A 21657-nucleotide genomic window follows, 5' to 3' on the forward strand; every position below is an offset into this window, starting at 1 on the left:
CATCCCTATCTGATGGGGATGCGAAAGCCTTCCCCCGGCCTGCCCGATGCGCAGCAGGTACTCGATTTCATCCAGTCCGCCGACATGCCCGTGGGCAAGCGCGAGATCGCCCGCGCCTTCGGCCTGACCGCCCAGCAGAAGATCGGGCTGAAGGCCCTGCTCAAGGACATGGCCGATGAGGGGCTGATCGACGGGGCGGGCGGCCGTGCCTTCCACCGCATGGGCGGGGTGCCCAAGGTGACGGTGCTGCGCATCGCCGATGTCGATGACGGCGGCAATGTCTGGGCGGTGCCGGACCAGTGGGAGGCGGAGACGCCGGCCCCCCGCCTGCGGGTGCGTGAGCGCAAGCGCGGGGCGCTGGGCATCGGCCAGCGTATCCTGGCCCGCACCGAGGAGGCGGGGTCCGGCTGGATCGCGCATCCGATGAAGGTGCTGGCGCGATCGTCCGAACAGGTGCTGGGCGTGCTGCGCGGCGAGGGCGACCGGCTGTGGCTGACCGGCGTGGAGAAGAAGGACCGGCGTGAATATCCCGTGTCCGACGCGGGCGGCGCACAGGCGGGCGACCTGGTGATGTGCGAACTCGCCGGCCGGCCGCCGCGCATCACCGTGCGCGTGGTCGAGCGATTGGGCGATCCCTTCGCGCCGCGCAGCTTCTCGCTGATCGCGATCCACAAGCTCGGCATCCCCGACGTCTTTTCCGATGCGGTGCTGGACGATGCGACCCGGTCGGCGGCGCGGCCGCTGGGCGAGGGGCGCGAGGATCTGCGCCACCTGCCGATCGTCGCGATCGATCCCGCCGATGCGCGCGACCATGACGACGCGGTCTGGGCCGCGCCCGACGACGATCCGGCCAATGCGGGCGGATGGAAGGCGATCGTCGCGATCGCCGATGTCAGTTATTATGTCCGCCCGGCCAGTCCGCTCGACGTGGAGGCGCGCAAGCGGGGCAATTCGGTCTATTTCCCCGACCGGGTCGTGCCGATGCTGCCCGAAATCCTGTCGGCGGACGTGTGTTCGCTGAAGGAGGGCGAGGATCGCGCGGCGCTCGCCTGTCACTTGCAGGTGACCAAGAGCGGGGCGCTGAAAGGCTGGCGCTTCACGCGCGCGCTGGTCCGGATCGCGGCGAACATGGCCTATGAGGAGGCGCAGGCCGCGATCGACGGCACCGGCACCGCCGATTGGGACATGGGGCTGGTCGATAGCGCACTGCGGCCGCTCTGGGACTGCTGGCGGGCGCTGGCCAAGGCGCGGGATGCGCGCGAGCCGCTCGACCTCGACCTGCCCGAACGACGGGTGGTGCTGGACGAGAAGGGGCGCATCCTCTCGGTGGCGCCGCGTGCGCGGCTGGATGCGCACCGGCTGATCGAGGATTACATGATCGCCGCCAACGTCGCCGCTGCCAAGGCGCTGGAGGCGAAGAAGGCCCCGGTCATGTACCGCGTCCACGAAGCGCCCGCGCGCGAGAAGCTGTCCGCGCTGAAGGACTATCTGGAGACCTATGGCGTCGCCTTCGCGCTGGGCCAGGTGATCCGGCCGGCGACGTTCAACCATGTCCTCGATCGGATCGGCGAGGCGGATTTCCGCCCGCAGGTGATGGAGCAGGTGTTGCGCACCCAGACCCAGGCCTATTATGCGCCCGCCAATCAGGGGCATTTCGGCCTGTCGCTGGGCAGCTACGCGCATTTCACCTCGCCGATCCGCCGCTATGCCGATCTGGTGGTCCACCGGGCGTTGGTCGGCGCCTATGGGCTGGGCGAGGGCGGATTGTTGCCCGAAGCGGCGGACATGGAACGGATCGGCGAGGGGATCAGCCAGCTCGAACGCCGGGCGATGGAGGCGGAGCGCGACACGATCGACCGCTATGTCGCCGCCTACCTCTCCGAGCATGTCGGCGAGGAGGTCGATGCGCGGATCACCGGCGTGCAGGCCTTCGGCTTCTTCGCGACGGTGGAGGGCGTCGGCGGCGACGGGTTGATGCCGGTGCGCGAATTGGGCGGCGAATATTTCCATTATGACGAAGCCGGCCGGCGGCTGATCGGCGAGAGCAGCGGCGATGTCTATGCCTTGGGGCAAAGGCTGCGGCTCAAGCTGGCGGATGCCAATTCGGTGTCGGGCGCCTTGCGCTTCGACCTGCCGGGCGGGGGTGGGGGTGGTTATGCGCCGTCGCTCGGTCGGAACGACCGGGGCGGCAAGGCCAAGGCGCCGCGCGTACTCAAGCGGCGGGGGCGGCCGGGGAATATCCGGCACCAGGGACGCAAGCGCTAGTGGCGCGCTGAGCCTGATGTAGCACGCGGCCGGAGCATCATCCGGCTGCGGCAGATAGGCCGGCGTGCCGCGCGACCTTTGCAAATGTCGGGCGAACAGGCCGGACAGGCTTGGGCTCCTCCGCATACAGGAGCCTGGAGCCAGGCAAGGCAACGCCCTTTGGGTGTCCGTAACCCTGGGCTCCTGCGTTCGCAGGAGCACGGTGGCGATTTTTCCCAACGGTCTCGCATACCGTTGGGGAGGGTACTTTCAGCGGCTCCGCGTCTTCGTCCGAGCCATGGTCTTCACGCCGTCAGGCGTCGTGGAATTGCAGGCTGGCGAGACGGGCGTAGAGCCCGCTTTGCGCGATCAGCTCGCCATGCGTGCCCTGTTCGACGATGCGGCCTTCCTCCATCACGATGATCCGCCCCGCCGCGCGGACCGTCGCCAGCCGGTGCGCGATGACCAGGGTGGTGCGCTCCGTCATCAGACGCTCCAGCGCCTGCTGCACCAGCCGCTCGCTCTCCGCGTCGAGCGCGCTGGTGGCCTCGTCGAGCAGCAGGATCGGGGAGTCGCGGAGCAGGGCGCGGGCGATGGTGATCCGCTGGCGCTGCCCGCCCGACAGGCGCGCGCCGCCCTCGCCCAGATAGGTGTCGAGACCGTCCGGCAGGCGGCGCAGGAACTCGGCGGCATTGGCGGCCTCGGCCGCGGCCCAGAGCGCGTCGTCGTCCGCGTCCCAGCGGCCATAGCGGAGATTGTCGCGGGCCGAGGCGGCGAAGATCACCGTCTCCTGCGGCACCATCGCGATGCGCGCGCGCAGTTCCGCCGGATCGGCCTCGGTCAGCGGCACGTCGTCGACCAGCACCCGGCCGGCCTGCGGATCGTAGAAGCGCTCGGCGAGCTGGAACAGCGTCGACTTGCCCGCGCCGGAGGGGCCAACCACGGCCACCGTTTCGCCTGGCCGCACGTCGAGCGTGAAGTCGTGCAGCGCCGCCATGTCGGGTCGGGTGGGGTAGCGGAACTCGACGCCCTCGAACCGCAGGCCCCCGCGTGCCGGCACCGGAAGTGCCACCGGCCGGGCGGGCGCGGCGATCGCCGGCACCTCGCGCAGCAGTTCGGACAGGCGGCTGGCCGCGCCCGCGCCGCGCAGCAGGTCGCCATACACCTCGGTCAGCGCGCCGAAGGCCCCGGCGACGATGCCGCCGGTCAGCACGAAGGCGGCGATCGATCCGCCCGACAGGCGTCCGGCGGCGACGTCGATGGCCCCCTCCCACAGCACCAGCGTGATCGATCCGAAGACCAGCGCGATGACGATCGCGGTCATGCCGGCGCGCAGCGCGTTGCGCCGGCGCGCGGCGTCGAACGTCGCCTCCACCGCCGTGCCGAAGCGGCCGGCCTCGCGCCCCTCCTGCCCGAAGGCCTGGACGATTCGCATCGCGCCCAGCACCTCGGTGGTGAGCGTGCCGACCTCCGCCACCCGGTCCTGCGAGGTGCGCGAATGATTGCGGACGCGGCGGCCGAGCAAAGTCATCGGCAGCACGATCAGCGGGATGCCGATCAGCAGCAGCCCGGCCAGCTTGGGCGAGATGATGAACAGGTAGATCATCCCGCCGACGCCGGTGAAGGCGTTGCGCAGCGCGATCGACACGGTGCCGCCGACGATCATCTCGATCAGCGCGGTGTCCGAGGTGAGGCGCGAGGCGATCTCGGACGGCCGGTTCTCCTCGAAGAAGCGTGGCGACAGGCGCAGCAGGTTGCGCTGCACCTCCAGCCGGATATCGGCCACCACCCGCTCGCCCATCCACGACACGAAATAGAAGCGGATCGCGGTGGCGACGGCCAGCACCGCGACGATCATCAGCAGATAATGGAAGGAGGAGGCGAGGGAGGCCGTCTCGCTGGTCGTGTTGCCGAAGCCGCGATCGATCACCCGCTTGAAGCCATAGGGTATTCCGACCGTCGCCGCCGAGGTGGTGACCAGCGCCGCGCCGGCGATGGCGATGCGGCCGGGATAGCGGCGGGCATGTTGCCAGACCATCGACAGGTCACCCAGCCGGCGACGCTCGGGGCCTTTCGCCGCACCCTCCCGCTGGTCGGGGGAGCCGATGGGCGGGCGGGGAGTTCTAGCCATGATCCCCGCCTAGCAGTGGCCATCCGGCCGCTCAACGGGCAGGAACCGTCTATACGACCTATGCGGCACCGCATGATCACCGCGCCGCCGGCCGCATTGCCAATCGGTCAGATTGCGTTACGGCTTTGGCAACCCAAATGGGGGTAAGGATACCCGATGCTCTACGACGCTTATGAAATGCAGCGCTCCATGCTCGCGGGTGCCAGCGCGATGGCCAATTTCGGTGCGGGCCTGCTCCAGAACCCGGCGAACCCATTCGCCTATCTGGGCGGCGGCGCGATCGTGGGATCGGCGCTGGAGGTCTTCGCCCATGCCGCCGCACCGCGCGGCAAGCCTGCCTTCGGCCTCGACCATACCATGATCGACGGCCGCGACGTGGCGGTCGTCGAAGAGATCGTGCTGCGCAAGCCGTTCGGCCAGCTCAAGCGTTTCCGCCGCGAAGGCGTGGAGGGCGGTCCCAAGCTGCTGATCGTCGCCCCCATGTCGGGCCATTATGCCACGCTGCTGCGCGGCACGGTGGAGCGGATGCTGCCCTTCGCCGATGTACACATCACCGACTGGCGCGATGCGAAGCTGGTGCCGCTGAGCGATGGTCGCTTCGACCTGGACGATTATATCGACTATCTGGTCGAGTTCCTGGCGGCGATGGGCACGGACGACGCGCCGCGCTCGCATATGCTGGCGGTATGCCAGCCCTCGGTCCCCGCCTATGCCGCCGCCGCGGTGATGAGCGCGGACCGGCATCCCAATCGCCCGCTGACGCTGACGATGATGGGTGGCCCCGTCGACACGCGCGAGGCGCCGACCGCCGTCAACACGCTGGCGACCGAGCGGCCCCATGCCTGGTTCCGCCAGAATGTGATCGTCACCGTGCCGATGACCTATCCGGGCGCGGGGCGGCAGGTCTATCCGGGCTTCCTCCAGCTTGCCGGCTTCATGTCGATGAACCTGGGCAACCACCTGATCAGCCATTGGGAGCTGTTCAAGCATCTGGTTCAGGGCGATGGCGACAGTGCCGAGGCAACCAAGCGCTTCTACGAGGAATACCGCTCGGTCTGCGACATGACCTCGGAATTCTATCTCCAGACGATCGAGACGGTGTTCCAGCGTCATGCCCTGCCCAAGGGCGAGTATCTGCACCGCGGCAAGCGCGTCGATCCGGGCGCGATCACCGATATCGGCCTGCTCGCGATCGAGGGCGAGCGCGACGATATCTCCGGCCTGGGCCAGACGCGCGCGGCGCTGACGCTGGCGACCAATCTGCCCGCCGAGAAGAAGCGGTATCTGATGGCCGAGGGGGTCGGCCATTACGGCATCTTCAACGGGTCGAAGTGGCGCAACCGCATCGCGCCGGTATGCGAGGACTTCATGACCGCCAATGGCTGATCCGTCCGGCGGCCGCTGAGCAACAAAAAGGGGGCGGTGGTCGATGCCACCGCCCCCTTTTTGTTTTGGCACCAGCCGTTTGATCAGGCGATCGAGCCGACCACCGCATGGCTGGACGACTCGTCACCCCGGATCGTGCCGCCGAACAGCATCTTCACGCGGCCGGACAATGAGATGTCGGTCTCCCACAATTCCGCCGAGTCGATGTCGAAGCGGAGCAGCGCCAGGTTCGGGTCTTCCTTGCCGCCGGGAAACCAGGCCTCGACCTGATTATTCCACAGCTTGTCGATCTGCGCGCGGTCGTTCTGCTGGCTGAGCGTGCCCGCCATGCAGGCGAAGAAATCATGGCCCTTGCCGACGAACTGCGCCATCGCGTCGCCGCCCTTGGCCGCGCGATTGTCCTTGCCGGCGAAGAAGAACAGCGTGTTGGGCTGGTCGTCATCGAGCTGCGCGGTCATCGGCTCGCTATGCTGGCCGTCCATCAGGCCGAGCATGACGAAGGGGCTGGCCTTCAGCTTGTCGATGAAGGTCGCGGCGATTTCCTGCGGGCTGTCGGTGTCGGCCATGGTCCGTCTCTCCTTTGATACGTTCGCAAGGGGAAACGTGGCGGCGGGGGGTTGGTTGCGGTAGAGCAAGGCGTCTCCGTGCCCCGCATGAAAAGAGCCCCGGCCGCCGGTGCGGGCGGGGCTCCCAATCTTAAATGACCGACATCACAGCACTTCGAACAACCCGGCCGCGCCCATGCCGCCGCCGACGCACATCGTCACCACGACATATTTCGCGCCGCGCCGCTTGCCCTCGATCAGCGCGTGGCCGGTCATGCGCGCCCCCGACATGCCATAGGGATGGCCGATCGAAATCGCGCCGCCATTGACGTTGAGCAGCTCGTTCGGAATGCCCAGCCTGTCGCGGCAATAGAGGACCTGCACCGCGAAGGCCTCATTCAGCTCCCACAGGCCGATATCGTCCATCGTAAGCCCGTTGCGGGCCAGCAGCTTGGGGATGGCGAAGACCGGGCCGATGCCCATCTCGTCCGGTTCGGTGCCCGCCACCGCCATGCCGACATAGCGACCGAGCGGGGCGAGGCTGCGCCGCACGGCTTCCTCCTCCGACATCAGCACCGAGGCGGAGGCGCCGTCCGATAATTGCGAAGCGTTGCCGGCGGTGATCGTGCCGCCCTCGATCACCGTCTTCAGGCCCGACAGCCCCTCCAGCGTCGTATCGGCGCGATTGCCCTCGTCCTTGGCGAGGGTGACCTCGTGATGCGATACCTCCTTGGTCGCCTTGTCCACCACCGCCATGGTCGCGGTGACGGGCACGATCTCGTCGTCGAACTTGCCGGCCGCCTGCGCCGCCGCGGTGCGCTGCTGCGACTGGAGGCCATATTCGTCCATCTGCTCGCGCGTGATGCCATAGCGTTTCGCGACCACCTCGGCGGTCTGGAGCATGGGCATATAGATGTTCTGGTGCATCGCCAGCAGCTCGGGATCGGGCGCGACGTTCATCTTGGGGGTCTGGACCATGCTGATCGACTCGACGCCGCCGCCGATCGCGACATCCATGCCATCGACCATGATCTGCTTGGCGGCGGTGGCGATCGCCATTAGCCCGCTGGCGCATTGCCGGTCCACCGACATGCCTGCGACCGTGGTGGGCAGTCCGGCGCGCAACAACGACGTGCGGGCGATATTGGGCGACTGGTAACCTTGCTGGAGCGCGGCCCCCCAGACGACATCGTCCACGTCCTCACCAGAGAGGCCGGCGCGCTCGACGGCTGCGCGGATCGCATGGGCGGCGAGCGTCGGCGAGGGCAGGGCGTTGAACGCGCCGCGATAGGCGCGGCCGATCGGCGTGCGAGCGGTGGAGACGATGACGGCGGAGCGCATGGACGGCAATCCTCAAGGCTATGGGGGAAGGAAAGGCGAAATCAGGTGAAGGTCTGGCCGATCCACTCGGCGATCAGCGCGGGCTTGTCCTGCCCCTCGATCTCGACGGTGAAGGCGTGGGTGAGCTGATATTGGCCGGGCCGCTTCTCGATGAAGTCGACCAGGCGGAACCGTCCGCGCACCCGCACACCGGACCGGACGGGCGACAGGAAGCGGACGCTGTTGCCGCCATAGTTCACGCCCATCCGCGCCCCCTCCAGTCGGGGCAGGTCGGTGCGGGCGGACAGCATCGGCATCAGCGACAGCGTCAGGAAGCCATGGGCGATGGTGCCGCCGAACGGCGTCTCGGCCGCGCGGACCGGATCGACATGGATGAATTGGTCGTCGCCGGTCGCCTCGGCGAACCGGTCGATCATCGCCTGGGTGACCTCCACCCAGTCGGAGACATGCTCCGTGCCGATGCTCTCCTTCATCTGCGCGGGGGTGACCGTCGCCATGGCTCGTCCTGTCGTTGGGCGCTGGACTGCGCGCGCTCCTTCTAGGCCGAGCTTTGCCGGGACTGCAAGCCTCGGCGCACCGTTCATTCAATTCCATCGAGTGTCGTAGCGGAAAGCATCATGTTTGCCGCGCTTACCGACGAACCCGATATTCTAAAACCGGAAGTGCGACGTCTGATCCACTATTTCAGCACCGCATTGCCCTGCGTATATTCGATCCGGATACGCACCCAGGCGCCGATCAGCGGCTTGCCGCCCAGGCGCGGCGGGCGCACACGGAATTGCCACGCGGCGAGGCGCAACGAGCGGGCGAAGCCGGAGCCGAGCGGGGACTCACCCAGCGATCGGCAGTTATCGACATGGTAATCCTCGATCGTCCGGCAGGCGACCATGCCCCAGCCGGTCGGCGGCGCGTCGGCGGGCAGATAGCCGTTCAGCTCGCTGTTGCTCGGCTCGCGATACCATTCGGCATTGTAGAGCCGCTGTCCGCCCGATCCCTCGCCGGGGCCGTAGACGGAGCGGCTGTCCTTGCCGTCGCCGGCCTCGCCGTCATTGTCGCCGGTACGGCCGCCGCCGGACCCCTGGACCTTGGCGAGGTCGAACGAGTCGAACAGCGCCTTGCTGTTCGGGATCACGCCCGGTGCGAAGGGGGGCGGCACGGGTGTTTCGACGGGCTTGGCCTGCGCCACGGGGCGGGGCGTGTCGACCTTGGCGGAGTCGCCGCTCTTTTGAGGCTGGACCTTGGCGGTCTTGCCCTGCGCGGCGGGCTTGGGGGCCTCGCCGCGATCGGGGAGCAGCGAGAAGCTGGTCGGCGGCTCTTCCGGCTTGCGCTCGGTCAGCGGCGGGGCGAGCCGGAGCAACAGCAGCAGGAGCAGCAGATGCGCCACCACTGTCAGGATGAACGCACCCGCGCGGCGGCGCGGCGATGCATCCTGACGATTGGGGTCGGGCTGGAGATACGCCGAGCGCATGAGCGTGCCGGTTAGGGCGCGATCATGGCTGCGGCAAGGCGGTCAGGTACCGGATGGCCTATTTGTCATCCAAGGCAGCTCAACGACTTGGGGCGTTCTCGACATGCACGGGCTGGACTTCCGGATAGGGCATGATGATCCGGCCGTCGGGTGCGGCGGTATAGGTGGTCTGGGTCGGATAGGGGATGCTGATCCCCTCCTGCGCGAAGCGGCGCATGATCGACACCACGATCCGGTCGCGCATCGGATGCGCCTTGTTCCAGTCGTCGCCGGGCACGTCGAACAACAGCGACAGGTCGATCGAACTCGCCCCGAACGTCTCGAACCCGGCGCGCGCGACCGTGCCGCCCTCCGTCTCGACGATCTCGCGCAGGATCGCGGGTACGCGTTCCAGCAGGTCGGGCGGCGTCTCATAGGCGACGCCGATGGTGAAGCCGATGCGGATATGGTCGCGCACCGTGATGTTCTGGATCTCCTTGTCGAGCAGCTGCCGGTTGGAAATGATGCGGAGTTCGCCGGTATAGGCGCGGATGCGCGTGGACTTCAGGCCGATCCCCTCGATCACGCCGCTGGTCTGGTCGTAATTGACCTTGTCGCCCCGCCGGAAGGGCCGGTCGAAGATGATCGCCAGCGCCGCGAACAGGTCGGCGAAGATGCCCTGCGCCGCCAGGCCGATGGCGATGCCGCCGACGCCCAGGCCGGCGACCAGGCCGGTGACGTTGACGCCGAGATTGTCGAGCACCACGACCAAGGCGATCGCGAACAGCGCGAAGGTGACGAGCAGCCGGATCAGCCCCATCGCCGACAACAGGGCCTCGCCCTGGTAATTGGCGGCGGAGGTGCGGTGCTCGATCGATCCCAGGATCAGTTCGCGCGCCCAGAGCGCCGCCTGGAAGACGGCGGCGATGGTGAACAGGAAGTTGATCGTGCTTTCGACCTGGGCCGGCGCCCCGGCATAGCCAACGACCAGCTTGGCGGCGAGCATGACGATGAAGATATTGCCGGTGCGCGACACGGTCCGGCCCAGCACGACGCCCCAGCCGGCGGCCCAATGCGGCCGATCGCAGAGTTTCGCGCCGATCCGGCGCACGGCGTGCAGCACCAGCACGATCACGGTGCCGACGGCGAAGGCGATCAGGATCTGCAGCCAATGCTCGCGCAGCCATTCGGTGGAGGCCGCGATCAGGCCGTGCGTCTGCGCCGACAGCGCCGCCGCGTCGAAGATCGGCTCCTGCGCATTGGCAGGCGGGGATTTGGACATGGAAACCTCGTCAGCGATACGGTGTCAGGCGGCGGCCGGTGGCGTGCCCGTCTCCAGGAAAGCGATCAGCCCGCGTTCGGTGCGGCTGAGATAGGCCCGTGAGCGGGGCAGGCGCAACGCCCGGCGGAACGCGGCCTGGCCGGTCTTGGTCAGCGCGATCAGCGCCGGATGGACATAGCTCTTGCGGGCGATGGCCGGCGTATTGCCCAGCCGTTCGACCACCGGCTCCAGCATCGCCTTGAGGCTCAGATCCTCCTCGGCCTCTGCGAGCGCCTCGAACGCCGCGACGCTCGCGCCCCAGGTGCGGAAATGCTTGGCGGTGAAGTCGCAGGCCGTCGCTTCCTTGATATAGGCGTTGACGTCGGAGGAGGTGACCGGATGCGCCTCCCCCTCGGCATCGATCCAGGCGAACAGATGCTGGTCGTCCAGATCCTCCATCCGTCGCACCGTGGCGGCGAGTGCGCGATCGGTGATCGCGACATCGCGCATCTTGCCCGACTTGCCCTTGTAGCGCAGCTTCAGCGTCGATCCCTTCACCGTGCCATGGCGTTTGCGCAGGGTGGTCGCGCCGAACGACTGGTTCGCCTCGGCATAGGCCTCGTTGCCGACGCGCAGATGACCGATGTCGAGCAGGCGGACGACGGCGGCGACCGCACGCTCCTTGCGCAGGCCACGCCGCTTCAGATCGGCCTCCACCTGCTTGCGCAGGCGGGGCAGGGCGGTGCCGAACTCGCAGCACCGATCATATTTGGCGGCCTCCTGCGCGGCGCGGAAGTCGACATGATAGCGATATTGCTTGCGGCCCTTCTCGTCCCAGCCGATCGCCTGGATATGGCCATTGGCCTTGGGGCAGAACCAGGCGCGCTCATAGGCGGGGGGCAGGCCGATCGCGTTCAGCCGGGCGATCTCGTCCGCATCCGTGATCCGCTCGCCGGCCGCATCGCGATATTCCCACTGGTCCCTAACCTTGCGGCGGGTGATCCCGGATTTGGAATCATCACAGTAGACGATGCGCGCAGCCACCCGGATCTCCTTCGTTCCCTTTGGCAAATGCGCGTCAGCCCGCCTTCGTTCCGGAACGGGCGCGGTCCGGGAGGGTTCTCGGCGACAGGTTCCCCCACAGGAGTAATGAAATGGCCGACCTTTCCAACGCGCGCGTCCTGATGATCGCGGCCGATGGCTTCGAGACGGTGGAGTTGTTCGAACCGAAAAAGGCGCTGGAAGCGGCGGGCGCCACCGTCACGCTCGCCTCGATCAAGCGCGATCCGATCCAGGGCATGGAGCAGGACATCAACAAGGCGGAGATGGCGACGCCCGACCTGACCCTGGCCGAGGTGGACACCGACGATTACGACGCGCTGGTCATTCCCGGCGGCACCTGCAACCCCGACAAGCTGCGCCTGGAAGAGCGGGCGATGGAGATCGTCGCGGAGTTCATGGAGGACGACAAGATCGTCGCCGCCATCTGCCACGGCCCCTGGCTGCTGGCCGAGGCGGACGTGATCGATGGCCGGCGACTCACCAGCTATCCCTCGATTCGCACCGACCTGGAAAATGCCGGTGGCGAGGTCGTTGATGAAGAAGTGGTGATCGACGGCAATTTGATCACCAGCCGCAATCCGAACGATATTCCGGCCTTCAACCAGGCGATCCTCTCGGCGCTCGAAGAGGAAGTCTCGGAATAAACTAGATAATATATCCAAATTGCAGGATGGATCGACGCCGCCGGCCTCGGCCGGCGGCGTTGACCGCAGGTGATTGCCACCATTGCCGTTTCACTTTTATTTACCATTTTCCGCAAGACATGGCATCGAAAGGTTTGCCATGCATCGTTTCCACCGCACGCCCTTGATCCGCACCCTGCCGTTCATCGCGGCCGGCCTGGCGTCGCTGATCGGTGCGGCGGTGGCGGCGGAGGTGCCGCCGGTGTGGATGGCGGCGGTGGTGCAGCCGACCGGCGCATCGAATTTGGTGCCGGTGCTGGGTACGGTGCGGGGGCTGACGGGCCTGGCGATGATCGTCACCGCGCTGCTGGTGGCCGGCTTCGTCTGGTCCAGCCTCTACCTGCTGTTCGGTCATGGTGGCGCCCTGGTGCGCAAGGGCAAGCGGGCGCGTGCCGCCGTCTGGGGTGCGGGTCTGGAGCCGTTTCCAGAAGAGGAGCGGCGGCTACCACGCGATCTCGATCAGCCGCTATCGGCCTTCGACCCGGATGCCTTGCCCGTCGTGCCGTTGCAACCGGTGCCGACGCCGTCGCCGCCGCAACTCTGCGCCGCCAAGGGCGGTCGGGAGACGGACGCGGACGAGGGGGCAGACGTGGTGGTGGCAGAAGATGCGCCGGCCACGGCCGTCGATCCGGCGGAAGCCCCCATCGATCTCCTGCCGATCGCCAGTCTGCGCACCAGCGAGCCGCCGCGATTGGGCGAGGACGCGATCACCTATTTGCGGTCGGTGGACATGAACAACAACCTGTCTTCTTTCGGCAAGCGCCATGTCCCGACGCCGGTTCCCAAGGAGCCCGGCGCGGAGCCAAGCATCGCCGCCCTGCTGGCGCGACTGGAGCGGGGCGCCGCCGGGATGAAGCAGGGCTGATCGCCGACCATCGGGGATGCCGAAACTACGAACGGCATGATCAGTTGACGCGGTAAGCCGGGAAATGCCCATCCGTCGCCCATACCCGATACACGAAAATCATTGATCGGCCGCCATCCTCTGATAGCCTGACCGCACGAACCAGAGCGGGAGAGAGCATGGCCTACGCACCAGAAGCCGCCGATCCGGGCGGCGTTCCGCCAGCCTCCGCCTCCGCGCCGCGCTACGCCTGGTATGTGCTGTTCATCCTGTTCCTGGTCTATGTGCTCAATTTCGTCGACCGGCAGATCATCTCGATCCTGGCGGAGGACATCAAGCGCGACCTGGGGCTGCGCGACGAGGATCTGGGTTTTCTCTACGGCACGGCCTTTGGGGTCTTCTATTCGCTGTTCGGCATTCCGCTCGGCCGGCTGGCGGACAATTGGCATCGGGGCCGGCTGATGGTGATCGGCCTGGCGCTATGGTCGACGATGACCGCACTATCCGGCCTGTCGCGGAGCGGCGGCCATCTGGCGGCGGCGCGGATCGGCGTCGGCATCGGCGAGGCGACAGCCAGCCCCTCCGCCTATTCGCTGATCTCCGACTGGTTCCCGAAGCGGCTGCGCGCCACGGCGCTGTCTATCTATTCTGCGGGCCTCTATGTCGGTGGTGGCTGTTCGCTCTTCATCGGCGGGCTGATCGTGCAGGGCTGGAACCGCGCCTATCCGGGCGGCGGCCCCTGGGGACTGGTCGGCTGGCAGGCGGCGTTCCTGGCGGTGGGCGTGCCGGGATTGCTGGTCGCGGCCTGGATCGCGACCTTGCGCGAGCCGGTGCGCGGCGCGGTCGAGGGGCTGCCGCCGCCCGCGCCGCACCCCGCACCCTTCCGCGCCTTCCTGTCCGAACTGGTGACGATCATCCCGCCGCTGACGCTGATCGGCGCCTTGGCGGGGGGGATGCGCGCACTGATGGTCAACCTGCTCGCCGCCGGGCTGACCGTTGCGGCCGTTGCGGGGCTGATCGCGATCGGCGAGCCCTGGCCGCAATGGACGGCCGTCGGGATCGGCGTCTATGCGGTCTTTTCCTGGGCCTGTGCGCTGCGCCGGCGCGATCCGCCGACCTTCGCGCTGATCGTCGGCACGCCCGCCTTCATACTGACGGTGGTCGCCTACGGCCTCAATGCCTTTCTCGCCTATGCCGCCAGCTTCTGGGCGGCCCCTTATGCCTTGCGGGTACTGGGTGCGTCTCCGGCCACGGCGGGCTTCTTCCTGGGGGCGAGCGGGGCGCTGGGCGGCTTCCTGGGCGTGACGCTGGGCGGCATCGCGGCGGATCGCCTGCGTCGTCGCCATCCGGCGGGGCGGCTGATGGTGGTGATCTTCGGTGCGGTCGTGCCGCTGCCGTTCCTGGCGCTGGCCTTCACCGCCGACTCGACCGCGCTGCTCTATCCGATGCTGTTCGCCGCGCAGGTCACCGCCAGCGTGGCGCTGGGTGCGGCGGCGGCGACGACGCAGGATCTGGTGCTGCCCCGGATGCGCGGCACCGCGACCGCGACCTTCTTCATCGGCACGACGCTGCTGGGGCTGGCTTTGGGCCCCTATCTGGCGGGGCGGGTGTCGACCCTGTCGGGGAGCCTGTCGGTCGGGATGCTGTCGCTGCTCGCCTCCGCGCCGATCACGCTGGCCGCCGCGATCGCCGCCTTCCGCCTCGTGCCCGCCGCCGAGCGCACGCGCGAGGATCGGGCGCGGGCGGCGGGCGAACTGTTGTAGCCCAAGCGGGAGAGGCATTGCGCCTCTCCCGAACGGGTTCAGGCCGGCATGAACACGCCGCAGGCGACGCGGCCGCCGCTATTGCCGGAGGGGTCGGTCTTCAAGTCGTCGGGCGCGGCATGAACGATGATCGCGCTGCCGTCCGCGTCGAGCAGGCCGTCCAGCGTCGCGCCCGGCACGGTCACGCCCAGCGTGCCGCGACCATCCGTGCCGATGATGAGGTTGGGCAGGTCGCCCTCATGCGGCCCTTGCGGGTTCTGGCTGCCATGCTTCATCGCGGTCGGGTTCCAATGGCCGCCCGCCGTAGTGAAGTCGGGCGCGTCGCAACGTCCGGTGGTGTGGACATGCGCGCCGTGCGTGCCGGGCGGCAGGCCCTGGGCGTCGAGCGTCACGCGCAGGCCGCCCGCCACCTCCGTCGCGGTCGCCCGGCCCGCATCGCCGCCGGCCGCCGTGCGCAGGTTCGCGGTCGCCGTGCGGCCGCCGGGCACCGCCTCGCCCACCGCCGTCCGATCCTGCGAACAGGCGGTTAATGACGCCGCAACGAGTCCGATCAGTGCGATCCCCTTGTACATCAATGCTCTCCCTGTGATTCCATGGTCAATCGTTCCGGGTCCGGTCCCGGTTCCAGCAGCCAGCGGGCCACCGGTTCGTACATCGCGCCCTCATGCCCCAAATGGCTCTGACAGAGGATCAGGTGCGGCAGCGTGAACGGCGCGCTCGCCAGTCCGGCATGATCGCGGCACCAGCGCTCCACCTCGGGCGCGCCGCCCAGCGAGCGGGGCAGGCGGGCGACCGTGACGTGCGGCCGATAGGCGCGGGTCTCCGGCGGCAGTCCGGCGCGGCGGCAGGCCTGCTCGACCTTGGCGGCGAGATGCGCGAGCGGCGCGGCGGGGGCCAGCCCGGCCCAGAGCGTATCCGCCCGCCCGCCGCGCCCGAACTGGCCGACGCCGGACAGGGCGACCTGCGGCGTCGGCGCATGGAGGCTGGCAAGCGCGGCGGCGAGGTCCTCGCCCTGGTGCCGGTCGACCTCGCCGACGAAGCGGAGCGTGACGTGCAACTGCTCATCGGACTGCCAGCGGGCGCCGGGCACATGGTCCATCAGATCGGCCAGCGAGTCCCGGATCGCGAGCGGCGGGCGGAGGGCGACGAACAGCCGGATCATGGCGCCACCTTAACCCGTGGGACGGGTCGCTGTCATCGTCCCGCGCTTGAAACATGCACCGTTCGGGCCGATATACGGCCTATCCGGCATCATGCCGGGGAGGGAGTTTTATTCACCATGGCGAATTGGTCCGATCCACGCCCCAATGCCGCGCCGTTCGGCAGGACGTTCGCGTCCGCGGGTGACGCGGCCCGTGACGCGGGCCTGCGCAGCTATATGTTGCGCGTCTATAACTACATGGCCTCGGCCGTGCTGCTGAGCGGCATCGTCGCGATGCTGTTCGCCGCGGGCGGCCGGGACTCGCTGGCCGCGCAGGTCTTCGTGAACGGCGGCATCCTTCGCTACGTCGTGATGTTCGCGCCGCTGGCGATCGTCTTCGCGATGAGCTTCGGGCAGAACCGCATGTCCACGGGCACGATGCAGGGCCTGTTCTGGGGCTTTGCGGTGTTGATGGGCGTATCGCTGTCGACCATCTTCCTGGTCTATTCGGGCACCTCGATCGCGCAGGCCTTCTTCGCGACGGCGGCGGGCTTCGCGGCGCTCAGCCTCTATGGCTATACCACGAAGCGTGATCTGTCGGCGTTCGGCACCTTCCTGATCATCGGCGTGGTCGGCCTGCTGGTGGCGAGCGTCATCAACATGTTCCTGCAGTCGGGTCCGATGGGCCTGGTGATCAGCTTCGTCGGCGTGCTGCTGTTCGCGGGTCTGACCGCCTATGACACGCAGCGCACCAAGAGCCTCTACTACCAGGTCGCCGGCACCGAATATGAGGGCAAGGTGGTCGTGATGTCGGCGCTGAGCCTCTATCTCGACTTCATCAACATGTTCATGTTCATCCTGCGTCTGTTCGGCAGCTCGCGCGACTGATCGCGCGGACAGGACCGAACCATCCGGGCCCGGCGGACCATATCCGCCGGGCTTTTTTCATGCCCTCCGCCCGAAAGCCCATCATGCCCGTCCGCCTGTCGATCACCGTCGATCTCGATTATGGCCTGCCCGAGCCGGCCGATGTGCTGCTCCAGATCGCGGCGGCGGCCTTGCCCGACCAGTGGATCGAGACCGAACGGCTGGACGTCTGGTCCGACCTGCCGCTGGCCGCCGTGCCGGGCGAGGAGGGGATCGGACAACGCTGCTGGTCGCATGCGGTCGGCCGCTTCACCGCGCGCTATGCGGCGACCGTGGTAGTGGATCGCCTGGTCCGCCCCCTCCACCATCTGCCGCCGACGGCCGTGCGGCACCTGCCGGGCACGGTGGTCGGCTATCTGATGCCGAGCCGCTATTGCCCGTCCGACAAGCTGGAGGGTTTCGTGCGGTCCGAGTTCGCGGGCTTGAGCGGTGGTCCGCTGGCCGCCGCACTGGCCGAGTGGACGGCGCGCTCGTTGCGCTACAGTTCGAACGGCAGCACCGGTACGACGACGGCGCTCGATACCTTCGCCAGCCGGGAAGGCGTGTGTCGCGATTACGCCCATCTGCTCGTCACGCTGGCCCGGGCCGCGGAGATCCCGGCGCGCTGCGTCGCCGCCTATGCGCCCGACGTGACACCGCCGGACTTCCACGCGGTGGCGGAGCTGTGGCTGGATGGCGGCTGGCATCTGGTCGACGCGACCGGCATGGCCGACCCCTCGGAGACCGCACGCATCTGTATCGGCCGCGATGCCACCGACATCGCCTTCATGACCGTGTTCGGCGCCGCGCAACTGATCGAGCAACGCGTCCGGGTCGACCGGCTCGGCTGAGGCGCATTCGCCTTCATCTGGATCATGGCGACAGGAACGCGCCGCGACACCGCTCGTTCTGTTGGTGGAACGGACATGTGGGAGAGCCGATATGAATGCCATCGACGATCGCGCGCTCGACAGCCTGTCGGTCGCGCCGGATGCCCCCGATGCGGGCAACCAGGGCCGCGATCCGCGTCAGGATGCGGGGCAGGACAAGTCGATCACCAAGCGCTTGCAGAAGAACCCGGACAGCGTCGACGCGCGTCTCGACAACGGCCTGGACGAGACGATGGACGGCAGCGACCCCGTCGCCATCTCCGAGCCCCATGGCGGCGAGCCGGTGCCCTCCTCCGGCTATGACGAGGACGGCGAGCGTGCGCGCAAAGATCAGGACAACGCCTGATACCACCGGCTGTTAGCCGGATTGTTGCCCTTTGGTGACAGCGTCGGATGCGATGGTTGCGCGAATGTGCAACTCGTCGCATCCGATGTTGCGTTGCGGCAATGTTTTGCGCAGTTTTCATGGTGTCGGTCGGATGCCGTTAAGCGGGCTGTTAACCAACTTGCGCTATTCCGGATTGGCGACAGTAGCTGGGCGGGGTAGATATCATGGCATCTCGGAGCAGACCGGCAGAAGGCGCGATGGCGCTGGCCGAAATGAAGGAGTTCGCGAGCTTCCCGGCCGCGACGCAGCGTTACATCCGGCGCTCGCTCGATATCGGGCTGGACCGCGACGATGCGATGAGCCGCTGGTCGCGCGACGTCGTTGAGGCCGCCTCGATCCGGGCGCAGGCCCGGCTCTATCGCGCGCTCCCCGAACTGCGCGAGCGAGTGCCCGACGATAGCGGCCTGGAAGCGGTCGAGCCGTTCCTCGCGCCGCTGGTCACGGTCGTCGCGTTCGATCTGGGGCAGGGGCGGCTCACGACCTTTTCGGCGGTGCGGTTCCTCTATGAGCGGTTGATCGGGGCCGAGTCGCGTCCCTGGCTGCCGGCGGCGTTCTGCGCGGCGGCGGCGCTGCCGCATCTTCACCCCGACAATCGCCGGTCGCTGCTCCAGTCGATCAGCGAGGCGGCGGCGACCGCATCAGGCTGGTCGAACCGCCAGCCGAGCTTCTTCCCGCATTGGGTGGAGAAGGTCGAGGGCGGCCAGTCGCTCGCCAACTGATCATTCGCTCGAATGGCGCGTCGTCAGCGACAGGCGCGCCAACCCCGCGCGCCGCGCGCCGCTTGGTCGAGATGCAGATGGTCGCGGTGCGCGGCATTATAGTCCGGTGACAGGGTAGTCGCGAACAGGTCGCATGCTCCGTCGCGCACCGCGTGGAGGAAGCGGGCGGCGGGCGCATCGCGGTTCCAGTCTTTCACCACGCTGATCGAGCGGCCATCCGCCAGTTGGAAGCCGGCGATGTCGACCGCATTGGCGCGGGCATGTTCGCTCCAATTTCCCTGGTCGCGGCCATAGAGCCGTCGGCAACTATAGCTGCCGAAATGCCGGATCGCGACGACCCGGCTTCCCAATATTGCCTCCGCTTGAGGCTGCACGATATTCCATTCCCACACCGCCAGGGCGGCCGCCACCGGACAGGAGGTGCCGAGTCCGGCCGGGGCCAGTGCGATCCGCCGTGCGCCGCCCGCCGTGAAGCGGACCGCGTCGTCATAGCCGCACTGGGCGCCATCGGACCGGGGCGGCAATGCGGTAAAGCGCACGCCCGCCTTATCGAGCAGCGCGCGACAGGCCGGCGCGTCCTCTGTCAGTGCGGTCAGCTTGCGACCGGTGAACAGCCCGACCGGCGCCCCGAGGTCGAGCGGCGTCCATGGCAGGTCCTGGGGCCGTCCGCGCAACGCTGCCCAAAGCAGGAAGGCCAGCGACAGAAGGAGACCGCCCAGGATCACGACGCCCGCGATCCGTCGCAGCGTCCGCATCAGCCGCGCACCGCTGCCGCGACGGGCTCGGCGCAGATCGGATAGCCGGCATCGTCGGGAATGCAGAGCCAGGCGCGGCCGTCGCGCTGCTCGACTCGCGGGGTGATGACCCGCACCGGATGGCGCGCCGCGTCCGCCACCGCCGCATCGAAATCGGCGAAGCGCGCCAGGCGCTCAAGGTTGCGGCGGGTTGGATAGATGATCGTGACCCGCCCCGCATCGGCCTCGGCGAGCAGGTCGGCGGCGCTGGTCCAGACCAGCCGGACGTTTTCGCTATGATCGACGGTCGGGGCAGGGGCATCGGGAGGAAGCGTGGCGAGATAGAAGCGGGCGTCGAAGATGCGCGACAGGCCATGCTCCTCGGTCGGCTCCGGCCGCCAGCGCGCGAACGGGACGAGTATCGACAGATCGAGTTCCAGCCCGGCGTCGTCCAGCAGGGTGTCGAAGGGTGCGCCGGCATGGAGCTGTTGGCGCATCACCGCCACCAAGTCGGGATCGCCGCTGAAGCCGATCGCTAGACCGGTTTCCTCCAGCGTCTCGCGGATCGCGGCGACTCGGGCGGCGGCTTCATCGCGGGGAAGGTCCGGGACGCGTTCGGCGAGACGATGGTCGCCGGGATCGACCCGCCCGCCGGGAAAGACCAGCGCGCCACCGGCAAAGGCCAAGGTGGCGGCCCGTTCGACCATCAGCAATTCGGGTGGACCGTCGCCTCGGGGTCGCATGATGACGATGGTCGCGGCGGGGATCGCATTGGCGAGAGAAGGCATGGCATCACTCACCATGATCGAACGCCCAAGTCGAGGCGATGGCGTCATGATGATCGCCTTGTGACTCGCCGTGCAGCCAGACGCGAAAAACGCCGCAACGCGAATGCGTTCGGCGTCGGATGGATATCTGCGATCGAGAAGTGGCAGGGGAGCTCGGATTCGAACCGAGGGCCTTCGGTTTTGGAGACCGACGCTCTAACCAGCTGAGCTACACCCCTGTGCGGTGGCGGGCATTAGCGCCACGACGGGGGCGATGCAAGCGGCTTCTTCACGTGATGTGAAGGGGAGGGTCGGGCAGTTGACCCGGCGGCACGGCTTACGTATAGGGCGCGCCTGTTTTCGGGGACTCCGGTTCCGGAAGGCACGCTTGAACATTGCTGGAATGAAAACGAGCCTTGGGCCCACCGATGGTGCGCCCCTGGGCTCCTTTTGTATTCTGGATGGCTCCAGCAAAGTAACCACTTGAAAGGTGAAGGCTTCAATGCCCACGATCAACCAGCTGGTCCGCAAGGGCCGCGAGCCGCAGAAGGCCAAGTCCAAGGTCCCTGCGATGGAGCAGAATCCGCAAAAGCGCGGCGTCTGCACCCGCGTCTATACGACGACCCCGAAGAAGCCGAACTCGGCACTGCGCAAGGTGGCCAAGGTTCGCCTGACCAACCAGCGCGAAGTCATTTCGTACATCCCGGGCGAAGGCCACAACCTGCAGGAGCACTCGGTGGTCCTGATCCGTGGTGGCCGTGTGCGCGACCTTCCCGGCGTGCGCTACCACGTGCTGCGCGGCGTTCTCGACACGCAGGGCGTGAAGGATCGCAAGCAGTCCCGCTCCAAGTACGGCGCCAAGCGTCCGAAGTAAGCCGGTCACGCTGCTGACCACCCAAGGCTGAAGTTAGAAGGAAGAAGAAATGGCACGTCGTCGTCGCCCCGAGAAGCGCATCATCCTGCCGGATCCCAAGTTCGGTGATGAGGTCCTCTCCAAGTTCATGAATTCGGTCATGATGGACGGCAAGAAGTCCGTCGCCGAGCTGATCGTCTATGGTGCCCTGGAAACCGTCGAAGCCCGCGCCAAGCGCGAGCCGATCGGCGTGTTCCATGACGCGCTCAACAACATCAAGCCGGGCATCGAGGTCCGTTCGCGCCGCGTCGGCGGTGCGACCTACCAGGTGCCGGTCGAGGTGCGCCCCGAGCGCGCCCAGGCACTGGCGATCCGCTGGCTGATCACCGCGGCGCGCAACCGCTCGGAGAACACCATGTCGGCGCGTCTGTCGGGCGAGCTGCTCGACGCCGCCAACAACCGCGGCAACGCGGTGAAGAAGCGCGAAGACACGCACCGCATGGCGGAAGCGAACCGCGCCTTCTCGCACTATCGTTGGTAAGGGCCGCGTCG

At 67.8% G+C, this 21657-nt stretch carries 22 protein-coding genes and 1 tRNA gene; 11 read left to right on the plus strand and 12 right to left on the minus strand.

Going from position 1 to position 21657, the window contains the following annotated elements; translation table 11 throughout:
• Positions 1 to 18 precede the first annotated feature (18 nt).
• The gene (locus QE452_RS02330; RefSeq protein WP_309658508.1) at positions 19 to 2265 is read left to right on the plus strand and encodes a VacB/RNase II family 3'-5' exoribonuclease; all 2247 of its coding nucleotides are present in this window, start codon (positions 19 to 21) and stop codon (positions 2263 to 2265) included.
• A 292-nt stretch (positions 2266 to 2557) separates the two neighbouring features.
• On the opposite strand, the gene QE452_RS02335 is transcribed toward QE452_RS02330, so the two are convergent.
• Positions 2558 to 4375, minus strand: coding sequence for an ABC transporter transmembrane domain-containing protein (locus QE452_RS02335; protein WP_309658509.1), 1818 nt, complete (start codon positions 4373 to 4375; stop codon positions 2558 to 2560).
• A 156-nt stretch (positions 4376 to 4531) separates the two neighbouring features.
• On the opposite strand from QE452_RS02335, the gene QE452_RS02340 reads away from it, so the two are divergent.
• Entirely contained in the window at positions 4532 to 5761 is a 1230-nt protein-coding gene (locus QE452_RS02340; protein ID WP_309658510.1) for a polyhydroxyalkanoate depolymerase, read from the plus strand.
• Between the two features lie 83 nt (positions 5762 to 5844).
• On the opposite strand, the gene QE452_RS02345 is transcribed toward QE452_RS02340, so the two are convergent.
• The 6 genes from QE452_RS02345 to QE452_RS02370 all read right to left on the minus strand — a co-directional run bounded on the left by QE452_RS02345 (position 5845) and on the right by QE452_RS02370 (position 11399).
• Positions 5845 to 6327, minus strand: coding sequence for a pyridoxamine 5'-phosphate oxidase family protein (locus tag QE452_RS02345; RefSeq protein WP_125994094.1), 483 nt, complete (start codon positions 6325 to 6327; stop codon positions 5845 to 5847).
• 144 nt (positions 6328 to 6471) lie between these two features.
• Positions 6472 to 7647, minus strand: a complete 1176-nt coding sequence (locus QE452_RS02350) for an acetyl-CoA C-acyltransferase (protein ID WP_309658511.1) — start codon at positions 7645 to 7647, stop codon at positions 6472 to 6474.
• A 41-nt stretch (positions 7648 to 7688) separates the two neighbouring features.
• The gene (locus tag QE452_RS02355; protein WP_309658512.1) at positions 7689 to 8144 is read right to left on the minus strand and encodes a MaoC family dehydratase; all 456 of its coding nucleotides are present in this window, start codon (positions 8142 to 8144) and stop codon (positions 7689 to 7691) included.
• A gap of 182 nt (positions 8145 to 8326) precedes the next feature.
• Positions 8327 to 9115 carry a hypothetical protein gene (locus QE452_RS02360; protein WP_309658513.1) on the minus strand — a complete coding sequence of 263 codons (789 nt, stop codon included), beginning with the start codon at positions 9113 to 9115 and terminating at the stop codon, positions 8327 to 8329.
• A 79-nt stretch (positions 9116 to 9194) separates the two neighbouring features.
• The gene (locus tag QE452_RS02365) at positions 9195 to 10376 is read right to left on the minus strand and encodes a mechanosensitive ion channel family protein (protein WP_309658514.1); all 1182 of its coding nucleotides are present in this window, start codon (positions 10374 to 10376) and stop codon (positions 9195 to 9197) included.
• Between the two features lie 24 nt (positions 10377 to 10400).
• Complete coding sequence (locus QE452_RS02370) at positions 10401 to 11399, minus strand: DNA topoisomerase IB (protein ID WP_309658515.1); 999 nt, start codon at positions 11397 to 11399, stop codon at positions 10401 to 10403.
• A 110-nt stretch (positions 11400 to 11509) separates the two neighbouring features.
• Here QE452_RS02370 and QE452_RS02375 point away from each other — a divergent pair, with 110 nt between their 5' ends.
• The 3 genes from QE452_RS02375 to QE452_RS02385 all read left to right on the plus strand — a co-directional run bounded on the left by QE452_RS02375 (position 11510) and on the right by QE452_RS02385 (position 14707).
• Complete coding sequence (locus tag QE452_RS02375; RefSeq protein WP_309658516.1) at positions 11510 to 12061, plus strand: type 1 glutamine amidotransferase domain-containing protein; 552 nt, start codon at positions 11510 to 11512, stop codon at positions 12059 to 12061.
• A 139-nt stretch (positions 12062 to 12200) separates the two neighbouring features.
• Positions 12201 to 12965, plus strand: a complete 765-nt coding sequence (locus QE452_RS02380; protein ID WP_309658517.1) for a hypothetical protein — start codon at positions 12201 to 12203, stop codon at positions 12963 to 12965.
• 158 nt (positions 12966 to 13123) lie between these two features.
• The gene (locus QE452_RS02385) at positions 13124 to 14707 is read left to right on the plus strand and encodes an MFS transporter (protein ID WP_309658518.1); all 1584 of its coding nucleotides are present in this window, start codon (positions 13124 to 13126) and stop codon (positions 14705 to 14707) included.
• Between the two features lie 38 nt (positions 14708 to 14745).
• On the opposite strand, the gene QE452_RS02390 is transcribed toward QE452_RS02385, so the two are convergent.
• The gene (locus QE452_RS02390; protein ID WP_309658519.1) at positions 14746 to 15279 is read right to left on the minus strand and encodes a superoxide dismutase family protein; all 534 of its coding nucleotides are present in this window, start codon (positions 15277 to 15279) and stop codon (positions 14746 to 14748) included.
• Entirely contained in the window at positions 15279 to 15869 is a 591-nt protein-coding gene (gene thpR, locus QE452_RS02395; RefSeq protein WP_309658520.1) for an RNA 2',3'-cyclic phosphodiesterase, read from the minus strand. The genes QE452_RS02390 and thpR overlap by 1 nt, the downstream gene beginning before the upstream one ends.
• Before the next feature lie 117 nt (positions 15870 to 15986).
• Here thpR and QE452_RS02400 point away from each other — a divergent pair, with 117 nt between their 5' ends.
• The 4 genes from QE452_RS02400 (at position 15987) to QE452_RS02415 (ending at position 18751) form a co-directional block, all read left to right on the plus strand.
• A complete protein-coding gene (locus QE452_RS02400; protein ID WP_125994105.1) occupies positions 15987 to 16736 on the plus strand; it encodes a Bax inhibitor-1/YccA family protein in 750 nt (249 codons plus the stop codon).
• A gap of 83 nt (positions 16737 to 16819) precedes the next feature.
• Positions 16820 to 17605, plus strand: a complete 786-nt coding sequence (locus QE452_RS02405) for a transglutaminase family protein (protein WP_309658521.1) — start codon at positions 16820 to 16822, stop codon at positions 17603 to 17605.
• A 91-nt stretch (positions 17606 to 17696) separates the two neighbouring features.
• Positions 17697 to 17990: a hypothetical protein gene (locus QE452_RS02410; RefSeq protein ID WP_125994106.1), complete on the plus strand. Its 294-nt coding sequence runs from the start codon at positions 17697 to 17699 to the stop codon at positions 17988 to 17990.
• Between the two features lie 206 nt (positions 17991 to 18196).
• Complete coding sequence (locus tag QE452_RS02415; RefSeq protein WP_125994107.1) at positions 18197 to 18751, plus strand: hypothetical protein; 555 nt, start codon at positions 18197 to 18199, stop codon at positions 18749 to 18751.
• Between the two features lie 23 nt (positions 18752 to 18774).
• On the opposite strand, the gene QE452_RS02420 is transcribed toward QE452_RS02415, so the two are convergent.
• The 3 genes from QE452_RS02420 to QE452_RS02430 form a co-directional block, all read right to left on the minus strand.
• Entirely contained in the window at positions 18775 to 19506 is a 732-nt protein-coding gene (locus QE452_RS02420) for an extensin family protein (RefSeq protein ID WP_309658522.1), read from the minus strand.
• Positions 19506 to 20288 (minus strand): NUDIX domain-containing protein, encoded by a 783-nt coding sequence (locus QE452_RS02425; protein ID WP_309729546.1) that lies wholly within the window; start codon positions 20286 to 20288, stop codon positions 19506 to 19508. The genes QE452_RS02420 and QE452_RS02425 overlap by 1 nt, the downstream gene beginning before the upstream one ends.
• Positions 20289 to 20414: 126 nt before the next feature.
• A tRNA-Trp gene (locus tag QE452_RS02430) sits at positions 20415 to 20491 on the minus strand.
• A 263-nt stretch (positions 20492 to 20754) separates the two neighbouring features.
• Between QE452_RS02430 and rpsL the strand changes: the two genes are divergently transcribed.
• Both rpsL and rpsG read left to right on the plus strand, forming a co-directional pair.
• Positions 20755 to 21126: a 30S ribosomal protein S12 gene (gene rpsL, locus QE452_RS02435; RefSeq protein ID WP_019831557.1), complete on the plus strand. Its 372-nt coding sequence runs from the start codon at positions 20755 to 20757 to the stop codon at positions 21124 to 21126.
• A gap of 49 nt (positions 21127 to 21175) precedes the next feature.
• Positions 21176 to 21646 carry a 30S ribosomal protein S7 gene (gene rpsG, locus QE452_RS02440; protein WP_125994109.1) on the plus strand — a complete coding sequence of 157 codons (471 nt, stop codon included), beginning with the start codon at positions 21176 to 21178 and terminating at the stop codon, positions 21644 to 21646.
• The last annotated feature ends 11 nt before the right edge of the window (positions 21647 to 21657 follow it).

Source organism: Sphingomonas sp. SORGH_AS_0438 (assembly GCF_031453475.1).
In the GTDB taxonomy this organism is placed as follows: Bacteria; Pseudomonadota; Alphaproteobacteria; order Sphingomonadales; family Sphingomonadaceae; genus Sphingomonas.